The following is a 16,735-nucleotide window of genomic DNA, read 5'->3' as shown; positions in this document are numbered from 1 at the left end:
GCTCGGCAAGAGGGCGGGGTGGCAATTTCGCGCGAAATCGCCACCCCGTCTAATCCGGTCGTGGGCCTTCCGGGCGGCCGCAGCGGCCCGGAAGACCCACGGCACTCGGTTCAGCTCGCGGTCAGGCCCCACTGCTGCGCCGGGTTCTCCGGGTCGCAGGGGAACAGCCGCACCTCCGACCCGCTCAGGTGGCCCAGGCAGGTGTTGGTGTCCATGTGGTGCAGCAGGCTGCCTTCGTCGGCGGCCTCAGCCCGCCACTGCTGGGTCGGGTCGTAGGAGTCGCACGGCATCAGGCGCACGTACGGGCCGCCCGCGTGCCCCATACAGCTGTTCGTGCGGTTGATCCGGATCAGCTCCGAGTGGCCGAGGTACTCACGCGACCAGTTCTGCTTGGGATCGCTCGGGTTGCAGCCGGTCAACGTGATCGCGTAGCCGTCCGGGCTCTGCAGGCACGTGCCCGCCGCCACGTTGCTGAACGACGCCTCCAGGGGAGCGGGCGCGGCTGCCGCGATCGGCAGCGCGGCCGATCCGCTCAGGCACAGTGCGCCCAAGGCCGCCAGGGTCCAGTGGCTCGCTTTCCGCAATGAACTCACCTCGTAGAATCGCGTAGTAGATTCACATCGCGCGCACCCTTCGGGCACGTGCGTCACCGAGTTCACTGCGATCTCGCCGAAAATCCCGCAATTCACCCCACTGTGGGCGAGCGGTGGCCTGCTGGCCGGGAACCGGGTACGCCGCCGGGTCCCGGCCGTCGCGGTCAGCCGAGGGTGTCGAGGACCTTGCTGACGATGGCACCGGTCGCGAGGCCGTAGCGTTCGTGCAGCGTCGGCAGGGCGCCGGCGTCAAGGAAGGCGTCGGGCAGCGCGATCGGCACGATCCGCTTGCCGAGCCCGCGGGTCACCACGGCCGAGGCGACGGTCTCGAACAGCCCGCCCACCACGGTGTGGTTCTCCAGCGTCACCACCAGCCGATCGGAGTCCACTTCGGACAGCACGGTGTCGGCGTCGAACGGCTTGATGGTCGGCGCGTGCACCACGGCGACGTCGACCCGGTGCTTCGCGAGCTCCTCCGCGGCTTGCAGCGCCCGCATCGTCATCAGTCCACTTGAGACGAACACGACGTCCGAACCGCCGCGCAGCACCGCGGCCTTGCCGAGGCGGAACGAGTAGTCGTACTCGTCCAGCACGGTCGGCACCTTGCCGCGCAGCAGCCGCAGGTACGTCGGACCTTCGGCGGCGGCCAGCTGCGGCACCGCCTGCTCGATGTCCACCGCGTCGCACGGGTCGACGATGGTGAGGTTCGGCATGCCGCGGAAGATCGCCACGTCCTCGGTCGCCTGGTGGCTAGGCCCGTAGCCGGTCGTCAGGCCTGGGAGCCCGCCGACGACGTTGACGTTGAGGTTCGGCTCGGCGATGTCCAGGCAGAGGAAGTCGTAGGCGCGCCGGGCGGCGAAGACGCTGTAGGTCGACGCGAACGGCACGAGCCCCACCTCGGCCATCCCGGCGGCCGCGCCGAGGAGCAACTGCTCGGCCATGCCCATCTGGAAGAACCGGTCGGGGTGGGCCGCGGCGAACACGTGCATGTCGGTGTACTTGCCGAGGTCGGCGGTCAGCCCGACGATCCGGTCGTCCGCCTCGGCGAGCGCGGCCAGCGCGTGGCCGAACGGGGCGCTGGTGGTCCGCTGCCCGGGGTCGGCGAAGGAGGCGATCATCGCGGAGGTGGTCAGCCGCTTCGGGGTCGTGGCGGTCATCGTGTCTGCTCTCCCGGGTGGTTCTCGGTCAGCTGCTCGCGGCACAGCTGCCACTCGTGCTCCTCGATCCGCATGAAGTGCGCCTTCTCCCTGGCCTCCAGCAGCGGGACGCCGCGCCCGATCCTGGTGTCGCAGAGGATCACCGCCGGATCGCCGACGGGCGCCGACCGCTGCGCGGCGGCGTCGAGCGCGCGCAGCAGCGCCGGCACGTCGTTGCCGTCGACGCGCTGGGTGAACCAGCCCGCCGAGGCCCACTTCTCCTCGGCGGGCTCGATGCCCAGCACGCCCTTCGTGGGCCCGTCCGCCTGCAGCGCGTTCATGTCCACGACGGCCAGGATCCGGCCGAGCCGGTGGTGGGCGGCGCCCATCGCGGCCTCCCAGGTGGAGCCCTCGTCCAGCTCGCCGTCGGACAGGAAGTTGACGATGCGGGGCTGCTCGCCCCGCAGCCGGGTGCCGAGCGCCATGCCGACCGCGACGGTGAGGCCGTGCCCGAGCGAACCGCCGGAGATCTCCATGCCGGGCGTGTAGGAGGCCATGCCCGACATGGGCAGCCGGGAGCCGTCGGCACCGTAGGTCGCCAGCTCGTCGACCGGGATGGTGCCGGCCTCCGCGAGCGCGGCGTACAGGGCGATGGCGTAGTGGCCGGTGGACAGCAGGAACCGGTCCCGCTCCGGCCAGTGCGGGTCGTCGGCGCGGAAGCGCAGCTGGTCGACGTAGAGCGCGGCGAGGACGTCGGCGACGCCCAGCGCCTGCCCGACGTACCCCTGGCCCTGCACCTCTCCCATGTCCAGCACGTGGTGCCGCATGCGGAAGGCCGCCGCACGCACCCGTTCGGCGCGCGCCGTCAGGTCGCTGCCGGTGGCGATCGTCATCGTGTTCCTCTCAGGAGTGGAGGCGGTCTCGGAAACTGTTGGTGAAGTCGGTTCTGTCTTTGAAGCGGCGTAGCCGCTTAGCCCGCCCGGGCAGCTTGCACCGCCGCGGGTTCTCAGGGGTCTTCTCGCGAGGACAGCCCCGACGTGGTGAATTGGTCATTCATGATGTCGGGGAACCCACAGCGAGAAGACGCCTGAGGTTCCGCCACCCGCACCGCCACGCAAGACGAGTCTGGAAATAGGCCTCTCAGTGCGCGGCGGCGGGCCGGGGTTCGTCGTTCTCCGCGCTGCGGCGGAGCGCTTCCTGCCGCTCCCGCTTGCCGAAGGTCTCGCGGGTCAGCAGGGCGGCGACCAGGCCGAGCACCGAGTAGGCCAGGAACAGCAGCGCGGGACCCATCCAGCCGAGCGCGAGGAACAGCAGGGTGGTGACGAACGGCGTGAAGCCGGAGATCATCGCCGAGATCTGGTAGGCCAGCGAGGCGCCCGAGGAGCGGGTCTTCGCCTGGAACAGCTCCGGGAACCACGCGCCCTGCGAGCCGGCCAGCGCGTTCTGGCAGACGCCGTAGGAGATGGCCACGGTGGCGATGATCGCCAGCACCGAGCCCGTGTTGACCAGCAGGAACATCGGGATCGCCCAGGCCGCGCCGAAGAGGCAGACCCAGACGTACACCGGGCGCCGCCCGACCCGATCGGTCAGCCCTCCCCAGGCGATCGTGGCGAAGATGCCGATCGCCGAGGCGACGCACAGCGACAGGATCGTCTCGCCGCTGGTGGCCAGCTTCTCCGACTTCAGGTAGGAGATCATGTACGTGATGGCCACGGCGTAGCCCGCGGTCTCGGCGATGCGCAGGCCGATGCCGCGCAGCAGGTTCCGCCAGTCGTCCTTGATCACCTCGACGATCGGCGACTTGACGATCTCGCCGCTGTCCCGGACGTCCTCGAACACCGGCGACTCGGGCACCTTCGACCGCACGATCAGCCCGATGATCACCAGCAGCAGGCTGGCCAGGAACGGCACGCGCCAGGCCCAGTCGCCGGGCAGCGCGACCGAGCCGAGGAAGACGAGGTTGGCCAGCAGCAGCCCGATCGGGAAGCCGGCCTGCACGATGCCGGTGAACTTGCCCTTGCGCAGCCACGGGGCGTGCTCGTAGGTCATGAGGATCGCCCCACCCCATTCGGCGCCGTAGGCGATGCCCTGGATGATCCGCACGGTGACCAGCAGCGCCGGGGCGAGCACGCCGGCCTGCGCGTAGGTGGGCAGCAGGCCGATGGCGAACGTGGCCAGGCCCATCACGATCAGCGAGGCGACCAGCACGGGCTTGCGGCCGATCCGGTCGCCGAGGTGGCCGCCGATGACGCCGCCGAGCGGCCGGGCGATGAACCCGACGCCGAGCGTGGCGAAGGCCGACAGCGTCCCGACGATCGGTGAGGCGTTCGGGAAGAACGCGATGCCGAAGTAGAGGGCCGCGGCCGTGCCGAAACCGATGAAGTCGTAGCTCTCGATCACGGCGCCCGCGGTCGATCCCCACGCCACCCGGCGCACGTCCGGTGTGCCGTGCACCGGCCCGCTAATGCGCAGCGGTTCCGCGCTCATCACTCACCTCTTCATTGGGGTAGTTCGACGTTGTCGACACCGGCTCAGCAGTGTCAACACTGCGGGAGATATTCAGCTCTGTTCGCCGGTTTGTCAACAGTGATCTGTCGAGTAAAACTGCTGCCACAAGCGGTAACAATCGCACTTGGTGGGATGCTCTTGTGTGTTGACAGATCACTGTTAACATCTCCGCATTCGCTGCTTGAGGAGGAACCTTGTCGGACCGCTGGCCCGGGTGCTCGACCATCAGCTTCCGCCACCTCGGGTTGTCCGAGGCGCTCGGCGTGATCGCGGGGTGCGGCTTCGCGGAGATCGATCTGGGCGCGCTGCCCGGCGTGTGCGACCACGTGCCCTACGAGCTGACCGAGGCCGCCGTGGCCGAGGTGGTGTCGACAGTGCGGGCGGGCGGCCTCGCCGTCCGGTCGGTCAACGGTGACATCGGCGACCTCAACCTCGTGCTCGACGCGAACGCCGCCCGGGAGCGGGAGACGCACCTGCGCCACCTGCTCGATCTGACCGTGGGCTGCGGCGCGGAGGCTCTGGTGCTGCCGTGCGGCGCCCAGTCGCACGAGCCGGTGACCGGCCTCGGCGAAGACCTGGATCGCGTCGCGGGCGAGCTCGCGCGGGCCGCCGAGCTCGCGAGCGCCCACGGCGTGGCGATCTGGGTCGAGGCGCCGCACTTCTTCCGCCTGTGCGCCGACGTCGACCTGGCCGCGAAGCTGATCGAGCGGCTGGATCAGGCGGTGGGCGTCGTGCTCGACACCAGCCACATCGTTGCCTCCGGCGGCGACCCGGCCGCCTTCGCGCTGCGGTTCGGGCCGCGGATCGCCCACGTGCACCTCAGGGACGCCGTCCCCGGCGGGATCAACCACAGCATCGGCAACGGCGTGGTCGATTTCCCCGCCGCGTTCGAGGCGCTGCGCTCCGTCGGCTACGGCGGATCGTTCGCGCTCGAACTCGAAACCCGCGATGTCACCGACGACGAACGGCCCGCCGCGGCGGTGCGCGCCGCCGAGTACATCGCGACCCTGCTCTGAATCGTCGACCGAAGGAGGACCAGCAGTGACCAGCATCCAGCGCACGGCGGTGGTGACGGGCGCGGCCGCGCCGCGAGGCATCGGGAAGGCCGCGGCACTGCGGTACGCCCGCGAGGGGTGGGCCGTCGTCGTGCTCGACCTCGACGAACCGGCCGCGAAGGCCGCCGCCGAGGACATCGCCGCGCAGACCGGCGCGACGGTGTTCGCGCACGGCATCGACGTCGCCGACGAGCCGTCGGTGCAGGCCGCCTACGACGCGGTGCGGGCCGAGGTGGCCGCGGGTCGGCTGCCCGCGGTCGGCGCGCTGGCCAACATCGCGGGCATCACCTCGCCGGTGCCGTTCCTGGAGACCACCCTCGACCTGTGGAACAAGGTGCTGGCGGTCAACGCGACCGGCACCTACCTGGTCACCAAGGCCTTCCTGCCGGACCTGATCGAGGCGGGCTGGGGACGCATCGTCAACATGTCGTCGGTGTCGGCCCAGCAGGGCGGGGGAGTGTTCGGCAAGACCCCGTACTGCGCCGCGAAGGCCGCCATCCTCGGGTTCACCAAGTCGCTGGCCAAGGAGCTCGGCGCGGCCGGGATCACCGTCAACGCCGTCGCGCCGGGCGCGGTGGACACCGACATCCGCGCGGGGGCGACCACTCCGGAGCTGGAGGACGCCATCACCAGCGGCATCCCGATCGGCCGCCAGGCCACAGTGGACGACGTGGCCGCGGTGATCACCTGGCTGTCCACCGACGACGCCGGTTACCTGCAGGGCACCACGATCGACATCAACGGCGGGTCGTTCCTCCACTGAGGACGGATGGGTGACATGACGTATCTGTGGGACGATCCGGCCACGTTCGCCGACGACGCGCTGGCCGGGTTCTGCGAGCTGCACACCGGCCTGGTGCGGCAGGTGCCGGGCGGCGCGGTGCGGCGGGCCCGCCCGCAGCGCCCGAAGGTGGCGGTGTTGCCCGGCGGCGGCTCCGGCCACTACCCGGCCTTCTACGGGATCATCGGCCCCGGCCTGGCGGACGGCGCGGTCAGCGGCAACCTGTTCACGTCGCCGTCCGCGCAGGACGCCTACTCGGTGGCGATGGCCGCGCAGTCCGGCGCCGGGGTGGTGTTCAGCTACGGCAACTACGCCGGCGACGTGATGAACTTCGGCCTGGCCACCGACCGGCTGCGGGCCGAGGGGATCGCCGTCGACAACGTGGTGGTCACCGACGACATCGCGAGCGCCCCGGAGGCGGAAGCGCAGCGGCGGCGCGGCATCGCGGGCGACTTCGCGGTCTTCAAGATCATGGGCGCGGCCGCCGACGAGGGCATGGACCTCGCCGGGGTCGTGCGGGCGGGCCGGAAGGCCAACGAGCGCACGCGCACGATCGGCACCGCGTTCGCCGGATGCACCTTCCCCGGCGCGCCCGAGCCGCTGTTCAGCGTGCCGGACGGGCAGATGGGCCTGGGGCTGGGCATCCACGGCGAGCCCGGCTTGCGGGACGTTCCCCTGCCCTCGGCCGGGGAACTCGCGGCCGACTTCGTCAGCAGGCTCCTGGCCGAGAAGCCCGCGGACGCGGGGGAGCGGGTGGCAGTGCTGCTCAACGGCCTCGGCGCGGTCAAGCAGGAGGAACTGCTCGTGCTGTGGCGGCCGGTGGCCGCGCTGCTGCGCGAGTCGGGGCACGTCCCGGTGCTGCCCGAGGTGGGCGAGCTCGTGACGAGCCTCGACATGGCGGGGGTGTCGCTCACCGTCACGTGGCTGGACGACGAACTCGAACGCCTGTGGGCGGCTCCGGCGTGGACCCCGGCGTTCCGGCGCGGCCGGACGGCCGACGAGCCGCAGGCGGCGGCCCAGCCCGAGGCGAGCGAGCCGGAAACGACTGCGCCGGTGTACTCGCCCGCCTCGGCCGAGTCCCGCGAGCTCGCGGAACACGTGCTCGCGGCGCTGCGCCAGGTGGCTTCGGCGTTGGGGGAAGCGGAGAACGAGTTGGGTGCCATCGACGCCGTGGCGGGCGACGGCGACCACGGCCGCGGCATGGTCCGCGGCATCGGCGCCGCGCTGGCCGCCGCCGAGGAGGCCCAGTGGGCCGGGGCGGGAGCGGGGGACTGCCTCGCCGCCGCCGGGGACGGCTGGGCGGCGCGCGCGGGCGGCACGTCCGGCGTCCTGTGGGGCGCCGGGCTGCGCGCCGCTGGGGAGGCCATCGGCGACCGCGGCGGCAGTGCGGAAGTCGCGGCCGAGGCGGTAGACGCCCTGACCACCCGCATTACAACGCTCGGCGGCGCGGCGGTCGGAGACAAGACGCTGGTGGACGCACTGGAACCGTTCCGGGCCGAACTGCTGTCCGCCGTCGCTGCCGGTGCTCCGGCGGCCGTCGCGTGGCCGAGCGCAGCTGAGGCCGCCGACAAGGCGGCCCGGAACACCGCGGAACTGGTGCCGCGCAAGGGACGGGCCCGGCCGCTGGCCGAGCGCAGCATCGGCACGCCCGATCCCGGCGCGGTGTCCACTGCCCTGATCGCCCGGACGATCGCCGACCACCTGACGGGAGAACTCCGATGACCTACCGGATCGCGATCGGCTGCGACGACGCCGGACTGGACTACAAGGAACGCCTCGCCGCCGACCTGCGCGCCGATCCCCGGGTGACCGAGGTGATCGACTTCGGCGTGCATCGCGACGCCGACGACGTGCACCGCCCGTACCCGGAGATCGGGCTGGCCGCGGGCGAGGCCGTGCGCGCTGGCACCGCCGACCGGGCCGTGCTCGTCTGCGGCACCGGCATCGGGATGGCGTTGTCGGCCAACAAGGTGCCCGGCGTGCGGGCCACCACCGCCCACGACTCGTACTCGGTGGAGCGGTCCGTGCTGTCCAACAACTGCCAGGTGCTGGCCCTCGGGCAGCGGGTGGTGGGGCTCGAACTGGCCCGCCGGCTGGTGCGCGAATGGCTCGGTTACGAGTTCGACCACCGATCGCCCAGCGCGGCGAAGGTAGAGTTGATTGCCGAGTACGAACGGTGCTGAGCGCCGTCGGTGGCGCGGAACCGAGGAGGCTGCGAGTGGTGAGCCGTCAGGCGCAGGCAGGCCGGAACCTCCGGCAGATGGCCGTCGACGCCCTGCGGAAGGCGATCACCACCGGCACGTTCCCGCCGGGCACCCACCTCGGCGAGGTGCAGGTGTCCGACCAGCTCGGCATCAGCCGCGGCACGCTGCGCGAGGCGCTGCGCGAACTGCAGCAGGAGGGCCTGGTCTCCTACGGCGATCGCGGCCGGGTCGCGGTCCGGCAGATCGACGAGAAGGACATCATCAACACCTTCACCGTCCGGGCCGCGCTGGAGGCGGTGGCCGGTGAGACGCTGGCCTCCAGCTACTACCGGGAACAGCACTGCCAGAGCCTGCGCGCCGCCGTCGACGACATGGCGGCGGCCGCGCAGGTCTCGCTGGAGGCGCAGATCGAGGCGGACCTGGCCTTCCACGAGCTGCTGTGCGAGCTCACCGGGAACGACGCGCTGCTGCGGTCGTGGAAGCTGCTGGAAGGCTCGATCCGCATGTGCATCATGTACCGCGGCCTGGAGCGAGCGCTGAGCAACATGAGCGCCGACCGCCACCTGGAGATCGTCACGGCGATCGAATCGGGCGACCCCGTCAAGACGCAAACGGTGATCCAGGACCACATGGTGGCAACGGCGCAGGCACTGCTGTTCGGGACCGTCCGCAGCCGCAGGCCGATCAACATCCTGGGCGAGGCCCCGCCGACCGGCCAGGAAGAACGACCGGAGAAGCACGCCTGACGAACGCCCGGCCCCGGCCGGGCGTTCGCCGTTCCGGCGATGTCCACTGTGGATTCGATCCGCCGGCGGCCCGAAAGCGCGCCACGGCACAGGGTTCCCCCCGTCGCTCGGCCGCGATGATCGAAGTCGTCGTCTGGGCAGGAGGTTGGGCTGATGTGGCCTACCTGCTCGACGGAGACGTGACCAGCCTCTGCCCGGAGTTCCAGGACGTCGACGGCGCCTACGCCGCCGTGGTGAAGAACGTCGCGGACTTCCTCGCCTGAGACCTGCGCAATCAGCTGGTGACCGACGCCAGGACGGTGGGTTGCGGGATGCTCCGCGCAGCTGGAACCGGCGCGTCGAAGGTATTGCGGTCCCGCGGGCGGGGTACCAGGGGTGTGATGGGCGCGTCGAGGGGGCGGCGCGATCGGAGCTCACTTGCTCGTCCCTCCCCGGTGCCCGTTGCCGCGTGGAGGTGGTCGATGGCAGCGCCGTCCTCGAAGTCCCAGGTCACCCGGCGCGTTTACGCGCTGGGGTCGCCGGCGGCGATCCTCTTCGGTTACGACAACGGGATCATCTCGGCCGCCATCCTGTTCATCCCACACGAGCTGCCGCTCACCCCGCTGCTCAAGGGCGCCGTCGTCAGCTCGACCGCCGTCGGGGCGATGGTGGGGGCCTTGGGCAGCGGGCCGGCGGCCGACCGGCTCGGGCGGCAGCGCGTCCTGCTCGCCGCCGGGGTCGTGTTCACCGGCTACGCCGCCGCGGGCGTGATCGTCTGGTGGTGCGTGCCGGAGACCAAGCAGCGGAGCCTGGAATCGCTGGAGCGGGCCTTCCGGCGAGGCGCCCGCTTCCGGCCGGAGGGATGACGTGGACCGGCGCGAGTTCGTCAAGCTCTCGCTCGCGGGTGCGGGCGCGGTGCTCCTCGGCGGCGTGCCGCGCGCGGGCGAGGCGCAAGGCCTGACCGTCGCCGATCCGGCCAGCACGTTCTTCGCGACCGCGTTCAGCGAGTACGCCGCCACCGTCACCACCGACAGCACCGGTGACCTGTGGCCGACCTGCTGGGCGGACGACGATTACGTCTACACGGCCAACGGAGACGGCCAGGGCTTCGGCGACGATCCGATGGCGGCCATCGTGGTGAACCGGATCGCCGGAACGCCCGAGACCGGCCTGCGCGGCGAACGGCTGGCCGCCGGCGACGCGGTCGCCAAGCCCCACGCCGATCCCAAGCTGTACAACGCGAAACCCACCGGCATCGTCGCCGTCGACGGCAACGGCGACGGCCGGGACGAGCTGTACCTGGCGGTGCAGGACCTGCGCTTCGCGCCCGCGTCCACCGCGTTCGACGACGCCGTGGACGCCACCGTCGTCAAGTCGGAGGACTACGGGCTCACCTGGCAGCAGTCGTCCGAACCGATGTTCACCGGCCACGTCTTCACCACCGTGATGTTCCTCGACTTCGGCCGCAGCCAGGAGCACGCCCGGTCGCTAGGCCCGGAGAACGCCGGGTACGTGTACGCCTACGGCCTGGACGGCAACTGGCGCGATTCCTACAGCAACGAGGTGACTTCGCCGACGAGCCTGTACCTGGCCCGGGTTCCCCGGAACTCGATCCAGCAGCGGGACACCTGGCGGTTCTACGCCGGGGCGGGGAGCGACGGCAGTCCACAGTGGAGCGCAAGCATCGGCGAGAAGGCGCCGGTGCTCACCGACGAACGGCGGCTGTACGCCGACCTGCACGGCGAAGGCCGCCGCGATCTGACCGTGGTCTCCCAGGGCGGCGTCCTCTACAACGCCCCGCTGCGCCGGTTCATCTACACCTCGTGGACCGAGTACACCTTCGAGTTCTACGAGGCACCGGCGCCGTGGGGGCCTTGGCGGCTGTTCATGTCGAAGGACTTCGGCGCCCAGCCCTGGTTCGGCCGCCCCGGCCGCGCCCGGCTGCTCCCCGTGCCGGGCGGCCACGACGTGCCGACGCCGGAGACCGGCGAACCGAAGCCGGCCTGCGCCGGGCCGAAGAACGGCGGCTACGCGCCCACCATCCCGGCCAAGTTCGTCTCGGCGGACGGGACGCGGATGTGGTTGCAGTCCAACTGGTTCCTGAACGTGGCGTGCGGGCTGCCCAACTACGAGTTCTCGCTGCGCCGGTTCCACGTTTCCCCGCGCAGGCCCGGCGATCCGGGGCAGAACCCGCCCGACCCGGCGGACAACCTCGCCGCTCCCGGGAGGAGGCCGTTCCCCATCGAGAAGTCGGCCCACTACGGCCACGGCGACTACCTCAACAACGGCGTCCGGGGGGAGAGCGAGGACAGCTTCGACGGCGCCCGCAAGCAGGCCGACTTCTGGGGGTACGTCTGGCAGGACGAGTACTGGATCGACCGCGTCGTCTACACGACCGGCAGCATGTTCTCGGATGGCGGCTGGTTCGCCCGCGACCTGACCGTGCAGGTCCGCCAGGGCGCGAACTGGGTGGGCGTCAGCGGCCTGACGACCGCTCCCGCGTACCCCTACGACAGCACCGCGGGCCCGAACAAGACCTACGTGCTCGCGTTCGACCCGATCGCCGGGGACGGCGTCCGGATCACCGGAATCCCCGGCGGCACGGCGACGTTCACGTCGATCGCCGAGCTGGAGGTGTACTTCGACGGCCGGTGACCTAGCGCTGCGGGGCGAACTGGGCGAGCAGGCCCCCGACCGGGTCGGCGCCGTCGTCGGGCATGTGCAGGTGGACGGCACCGTGGTTGTCGAGGAGCCGCGTCCCTTCGCCGACGGGGTTCTCGAAGAGCATCGCGGTGTAGGCGGTGAACAGCTGCTCCAGGCGCTCGCGCCAGTCGCCGCCGGACGGGCGGATCGATGCTGCCCAGGACCTCGTCCAGGATCGCCGCGTGCAGCTCGGCTCGTGAGTGGTTTGGGTCGCTATGGCGCTCCAAAATGCTCACGACCGAGGTACTGGTCTCTTCCGGTAACCGAGGCACTGAAGGTGAGTACGCTTCGTGGAGTAGGAACGCGTTTCCGGGCGAAGGGGGAACTTCGTGGGTTCGGAGCAGGCCGGGCGGGCGCCCGAGGACGCTGATGCGGTGCGTGCCGACTCCCTCGCCCGCGAGATCTTCACGGGCGTGGCCAGCAAGTGGTCGCTCCTGATCATCGAGGTCCTGCGGGACCGCACCCTCCGCTTCAGCGAACTGCGGGACGAGGTGGAGGGCATCAGCCACAAGATGCTCACCCAGACCCTGCGAAGGCTCGAACGCGACGGCGTGGTGCACCGCACGGTGCACCCCACCGTGCCGCCGCGCGTCGAGTACCGCCTCACCGATGCGGGCCGGTCGCTCCGCGACACGGTCAACGGCATGTGCGCGTGGAGCCGCATGCACCTCGACGAGATCGAGGCGTCCCGCCACCGCTTCGACGCGCAGCAGCACGCCTGACCCAGTCGCCGGGCGACTTCAACGGGTGAGGAGTTCGCGCAGGGCCTTGGTGACCTCCGCCGGGGCTTCTTCGGCCATGAAGTGGCCGCAGGAGACCGGGACGTGGCGGAGGTCGGGCGCCCATTCGCGCCAGAGGGCGGCGGCGTCGAAGCCGAGCACGGCGCCCCAGTCTTGCTGCAGGACGGTCACCGGCATCCGCAGCCGGTTCCCCGACTTCCGGTCGGCCTCGTCGTGCTCGACGTCGACGTGAGCCGAAGCGCGGTAGTCGGCGACGATCGAGGTGACCGCTTCGCGAGAGGCCGTCAGGTAGGCGGCGCGGACGTCGGCGGGGATGGCGCCGGGGTCCTGGGCCCAGATGTCGAGGAAGTGGCCGAAGAACGCGTCGGCGCTGGCGCTGATCATCTGTTCCGGCAGGCCGGGCGGCTGGGCCATCAGGTAGAGGTGGAAGCCCACCGCGGCCGAGGTGCCGTGCATGACGTTCCACATGTCCAGCGTCGGCAGGACGTCGAGCGAGGCGAGGTGGGTGATCGTCTCGGGGTGGTCGAGGCCGGCGCGGATGGCGACCAGGGCTCCTCGGTCGTGCCCGGCCAGCGCGAAGCGCTCGTGGCCGAAGGCACGGGCGAGGGCGACGACGTCGGCGGCCATGGTGCGCTTGGAGTAGGTCCGGCCGGCGGTGTCGGCGGGCTTGTCGCTGTCGCCGTATCCGCGCAGGTCGGGGCAGATGACGGTGTGGTCGGCGGCGAGGTCGGCGGCGACGTGCCGCCACATCAGGTGGGTCTGCGGGAAGCCGTGCAGCAGCACGATCGGGCTGCCCGAGCCGCCCACGGCCGCGTTGAGCGTCACGCCGTCGGCGACGGTGACGCGCTGGTAGTCGAATCCGGTGATCGTCGGTGCCATGGTGGGCCTTCCTCGTATCGCGTTGACCCGTCGAGCCTGCGCGCGGCCGATCAACAACCGGTCAACGGCGGCTCAGCGCCCGGGTTCGCGCGGCGGCTTATACAGTGCGTGGCGTGTCTGTGCAGGTGAGTGCGTCGAGGGTGACCTTCGGTGTGCTCGGTCCGCTGGAAGCGGTCGGTGCGAGCGGCCCGGTCGACCTCAAGGGACCGCTGCACCGCGCCGTGCTGGCCCGGCTGCTGATCGCCAGGGGCCGGGTCGTGCCTCTCACCCGGCTCATCGACGACCTGTGGGACGACCCGCCGGAGAGCGCGGTCGGCACCGTCCGGACCGTCGTCTCCAGCTTGCGCCGAGCTCTCGAACCGGACCGGCCGCCCCGCTCGCCCGCCCGGCTGCTGGTGACCGCGGCGCCGGGCTATGCGCTGCGCGCGGCATCCGGATCGGTGGACGCCCAGCGGTTCGAGGCGGCGGTGGGCGACTCCGCGTCCATGCTCGCGGCGGGGCGGGCCGATACTGCGCTGTCCACTTTGGACGAGGTCCTGGCGCTGTGGCGGGGGCCCGCGCTCGCTGAGTTCGACGACCGGGCCTGGGCGCGTCACGAGATCTCGAGGCTCGACGAGCTGCGGCTGCTGGCCGTGGAGCGGCGGGCGCAGGCGGCCTTGGCGCTGGGGCGGGCCGCCGAGGCGGTGCCCGATCTGGAAGGCCAGGTCGCCGAACACCCCTGGCGCGAGACGGCCTGGCAGCTGCTGGCGCTCGCGCTCTACCGCAGCGGTCGGCAAGGCGACGCCCTGGGCGTGCTCCGCGAGGCGCGGAAGGTCCTGGCGACCGAGCTGGGCGTGGATCCCGGCCGGGACCTGCAACGGCTGGAGGCGGACATCCTCAGCCAGGCGCCGCACCTGTCCGCGGCGCCCGTCCCGGCCGAGGCACCGGCCAGCGCCGACCAGCCGGTCGAGCCGCCGATCGTCGGCCGCGCGGCCGAGCTCGCGCAGCTCGCGGCCGCCGGCGCACGCGGCCGCCTGGGGCTGGCGCTGATCTCCGGCGAAGCCGGGGCAGGCAAGACCGCGCTCGCCGAAGCCCTGACCGACGAGCTCGCGGCAGCCGGCTGGATCACCGCCTGGGGGCGCAGCCCGGAGCAGGACGGCGCACCCGCCGGGTGGCCCTGGACGGAGATCACCACCGCCCTCGCGGCCGCGGGGCATCCGCCGCCCGTGCCACCGGCGGCGGGCGAAGACCCTGCTGCGGCGCGGTTCCGGATGCACCGGGCGGCCGCCTCCTACCTGTCCGCCGTCGCCGAGCGCGCACCCGTGCTGCTGGTCTTCGACGACCTGCACCGGGCCGGCGAGGAAACCCTTTCCCTGCTGGCATTCCTGGCGACGACGCCCGTCGACCGGCGGGTGCTGGTCGTGGCGACCTACCGCAGCACCGAGATCTCCGCAGCGCTCACCGACGCGCTCGGCCGCTTCGCCCCGGCCGAACCGACCCGGGTCTACCTGGGCGGCCTGGCGGAAACCGAAGTGGACGAGCTCGCCCGCGCGGTCACCGGCCGGGAACTGGATGCCGCGACCACCCGCGCGATCCACCGGCGCAGCGGCGGCAACCCGTTCTTCGTCCGGGAGCTCACGCGGCTGTTCGACGCGGAGGGGAGCAAGGCGCTCTCCGGGGTTCCGGCGGGCGTGCGGGACGTCATCCGCCGTCGCCTGGCCGGGCTGCCGCAGCCGGCGCGCACGGTCCTGCGCCAGGCCGCGGTCGTCGGCCGCGACGTCGATCTCGATCTGCTCGTCCCGCTGGCCGGCGACGAGGACCTGGTGCTCGACGTGGTCGAATCGGCGCTGCTCATGGGATTCGTGGCCGAACCGGGCCCGAACCGGCTGCGGTTCACCCACGAGCTGATCCGCGACACGCTCTACGAGGAAGCGCCGCGCCTGCGCCGGGCCCGCTGGCACGCCGCCATCGCGGAGACGATCGAGCAGCTGCGGCCCGGCGAGGTGGAATCCCTGGCGCACCACTACTTCCACGCCGACGACCGCCGGACGGCGGGCCGGGCCGCCCGCTACGCCAAGGCGGCGGCCGAGGCGGCCGAGCGGCGGTTCGCCCCGCACGAGGCGGCGCGGCTGTGGCGGCAAGCGATCGCGGCCCACGACCATTCCGGGAGCGGCGACGCGCGCGCCCGGCTCGGGCTGATCACGGGCCTGGTGCGAGCCCTCGCGGTCGCGGGCGGGCTCGACGAGGCCCGGCGGCACCGCGCCGAAGCGATCGCCGCGGCCGACGAGCTCGGCGATCCCGATCTGACGGCGCGGGTGATCGGCGCGTTCGACGTGCCCGCGATCTGGACCCGCAACGATGACGAGGACGTTGCGCGGCAAGTCATCGAGGCCACCGAGCGCACCCTGGCGGCCCTGCCGGACGGCCGGGCCGAAGCACGCAGCCAGCTGCTCAGTACACTCGCGCTGGAACTGCGCGGCACGCGGGCGCAACGCGGGCACGAGGCCGCCGCCGAGGCCGAGGCGATCGCCCGCGAGCTGGACGATCCGGCGTTGATCGCGTTCGCCCTCAACGGCCGGTTCATGCAGTGCTTCCAGCGCGCCGGGCTCGCCCCGCAGCGCGCCCGCATCGGCGCGGAGCTGGTCGAGCTGGCGGAACGCCACGGCCTGGTGACCTTCGAGGTGCTCGGCCGCCTGATCCTGATCCAGGCCCACTGCGCGCTGGCCGAGTTCGCCGCCGCCGACGAGCACGCGGCGGCAGCCGACCGGCTGGCCCAGCGCCACGAGATTCCCCTGGTGGGTGTATTCACCGAGTGGTACGCCGCGCTGCGGCTGGCGGTTTCCGGCGAATCGGCGGGGGCGGAGGCCGCTTACCGCGCGGCCACGATCCGGTTGCGGGGCACCGGGATGCGGGGTGTGGAGCAGGGCGCCCTCCCGCTCGCCCTGCTGGGCCTGCGCCTGCCGGATCTGTCCGAAGTGGACTGGAATGCGGACTGGGGCCCGTACGAGGACTGGGTGCGCCCGCTGGGCCTGCTCGCCGCCGGTCACCGCGAGCAGGCCCGGGACGCGGCGCGGGCGCTGCCAGACTCGCCCCGTGATCTGCTCTACGAGGCACGCCTGTGCCTGGAAGCCGTGCTGGCCATCGGGCTCGCGGACCGGCCGATGATGGCGCGGGTCTACGAGCTGCTGCAGCCCGCCGCGGGCGAACTCGCAGGTGCGGGCAGCGGCCTGCTCGTGCTCGGCCCCGTCGCGCAGTACCTGGGCGACCTCGCCGCCGCGCTGGACCGGCGCGAAGCGGCCGGGAACCACTACCGGCAAGCGGCGGCCGTCGCGCGGCAAGCCGGGGCGCCGCACTGGATCGCCGCCGCTCGCGCCCGCCTGACCTGAGGAGTCGTTTCCGAGTGGTGTGCGGGCACGTGTGGACGTGGCCGCC

The 16,735-nt window shown here is 72.1% G+C and carries 16 protein-coding genes; 10 read left to right on the top strand and 6 right to left on the bottom strand.

Annotated elements, in window-relative coordinates; all coding sequences use genetic code 11:
* Positions 1–110: 110 nt before the first annotated feature.
* The 4 genes from E1288_RS14220 to E1288_RS14205 form a co-directional block, all read right to left on the bottom strand.
* Positions 111–584, bottom strand: coding sequence for an RICIN domain-containing protein (locus E1288_RS14220; protein WP_165968111.1), 474 nt, complete (start codon positions 582–584; stop codon positions 111–113).
* Between the two features lie 173 nt (positions 585–757).
* Positions 758–1,750: a transketolase family protein gene (locus tag E1288_RS14215; protein ID WP_132485120.1), complete on the bottom strand. Its 993-nt coding sequence runs from the start codon at positions 1,748–1,750 to the stop codon at positions 758–760.
* Positions 1,747–2,622 carry a transketolase gene (locus E1288_RS14210; protein ID WP_132485118.1) on the bottom strand — a complete coding sequence of 292 codons (876 nt, stop codon included), beginning with the start codon at positions 2,620–2,622 and terminating at the stop codon, positions 1,747–1,749. Before E1288_RS14210 ends, E1288_RS14215 begins: the two co-directional genes overlap by 4 nt.
* 247 nt (positions 2,623–2,869) lie before the next feature.
* Entirely contained in the window at positions 2,870–4,216 is a 1,347-nt protein-coding gene (locus E1288_RS14205) for an MFS transporter (RefSeq protein WP_132485116.1), read from the bottom strand.
* A 215-nt stretch (positions 4,217–4,431) separates the two neighbouring features.
* Here E1288_RS14205 and E1288_RS14200 point away from each other — a divergent pair, with 215 nt between their 5' ends.
* The 8 genes from E1288_RS14200 (at position 4,432) to E1288_RS14170 (ending at position 11,657) form a co-directional block, all read left to right on the top strand.
* Positions 4,432–5,253, top strand: coding sequence for a sugar phosphate isomerase/epimerase family protein (locus E1288_RS14200; RefSeq protein WP_132485114.1), 822 nt, complete (start codon positions 4,432–4,434; stop codon positions 5,251–5,253).
* Positions 5,254–5,278: 25 nt separating this feature from the next.
* Positions 5,279–6,055, top strand: coding sequence for an SDR family NAD(P)-dependent oxidoreductase (locus E1288_RS14195; protein ID WP_132485112.1), 777 nt, complete (start codon positions 5,279–5,281; stop codon positions 6,053–6,055).
* Between the two features lie 15 nt (positions 6,056–6,070).
* On the top strand, positions 6,071–7,795 hold the full coding sequence (locus E1288_RS14190) for a dihydroxyacetone kinase family protein (protein ID WP_132485110.1): 1,725 nt from the start codon (positions 6,071–6,073) through the stop codon (positions 7,793–7,795).
* On the top strand, positions 7,792–8,256 hold the full coding sequence (locus E1288_RS14185) for a ribose-5-phosphate isomerase (protein ID WP_132485108.1): 465 nt from the start codon (positions 7,792–7,794) through the stop codon (positions 8,254–8,256). The genes E1288_RS14190 and E1288_RS14185 overlap by 4 nt, the downstream gene beginning before the upstream one ends.
* 35 nt (positions 8,257–8,291) lie before the next feature.
* Positions 8,292–9,023: a GntR family transcriptional regulator gene (locus tag E1288_RS14180; RefSeq protein ID WP_235883540.1), complete on the top strand. Its 732-nt coding sequence runs from the start codon at positions 8,292–8,294 to the stop codon at positions 9,021–9,023.
* A gap of 116 nt (positions 9,024–9,139) precedes the next feature.
* The gene (locus E1288_RS46920; protein WP_165968110.1) at positions 9,140–9,286 is read left to right on the top strand and encodes a hypothetical protein; all 147 of its coding nucleotides are present in this window, start codon (positions 9,140–9,142) and stop codon (positions 9,284–9,286) included.
* Between the two features lie 198 nt (positions 9,287–9,484).
* Positions 9,485–9,868, top strand: a complete 384-nt coding sequence (locus tag E1288_RS14175; protein WP_165968109.1) for an MFS transporter — start codon at positions 9,485–9,487, stop codon at positions 9,866–9,868.
* A 1-nt stretch (position 9,869) separates the two neighbouring features.
* On the top strand, positions 9,870–11,657 hold the full coding sequence (locus E1288_RS14170) for a DUF4185 domain-containing protein (protein ID WP_132485104.1): 1,788 nt from the start codon (positions 9,870–9,872) through the stop codon (positions 11,655–11,657).
* A 1-nt stretch (position 11,658) separates the two neighbouring features.
* On the opposite strand, the gene E1288_RS49830 is transcribed toward E1288_RS14170, so the two are convergent.
* Positions 11,659–11,790 (bottom strand): hypothetical protein, encoded by a 132-nt coding sequence (locus E1288_RS49830; protein ID WP_268951831.1) that lies wholly within the window; start codon positions 11,788–11,790, stop codon positions 11,659–11,661.
* Between the two features lie 244 nt (positions 11,791–12,034).
* On the opposite strand from E1288_RS49830, the gene E1288_RS14160 reads away from it, so the two are divergent.
* Entirely contained in the window at positions 12,035–12,427 is a 393-nt protein-coding gene (locus tag E1288_RS14160; protein ID WP_132485102.1) for a winged helix-turn-helix transcriptional regulator, read from the top strand.
* Between the two features lie 18 nt (positions 12,428–12,445).
* Here the strand turns inward: E1288_RS14160 and E1288_RS14155 are convergent, their stop codons facing one another.
* The gene (locus tag E1288_RS14155) at positions 12,446–13,324 is read right to left on the bottom strand and encodes an alpha/beta fold hydrolase (protein WP_165968108.1); all 879 of its coding nucleotides are present in this window, start codon (positions 13,322–13,324) and stop codon (positions 12,446–12,448) included.
* A gap of 113 nt (positions 13,325–13,437) precedes the next feature.
* Between E1288_RS14155 and E1288_RS14150 the strand changes: the two genes are divergently transcribed.
* Entirely contained in the window at positions 13,438–16,689 is a 3,252-nt protein-coding gene (locus E1288_RS14150) for a BTAD domain-containing putative transcriptional regulator (RefSeq protein WP_235883539.1), read from the top strand.
* Positions 16,690–16,735: the final 46 nt, after the last annotated feature.

Origin of the sequence: Saccharopolyspora elongata (assembly GCF_004348985.1) — a bacterium.
Taxonomy (GTDB): domain Bacteria; phylum Actinomycetota; class Actinomycetes; order Mycobacteriales; family Pseudonocardiaceae; genus Saccharopolyspora; species Saccharopolyspora elongata.
Note: the sequence above shows the minus strand (reverse complement) of the source record. Positions and strands in the feature narration are given on the sequence as shown.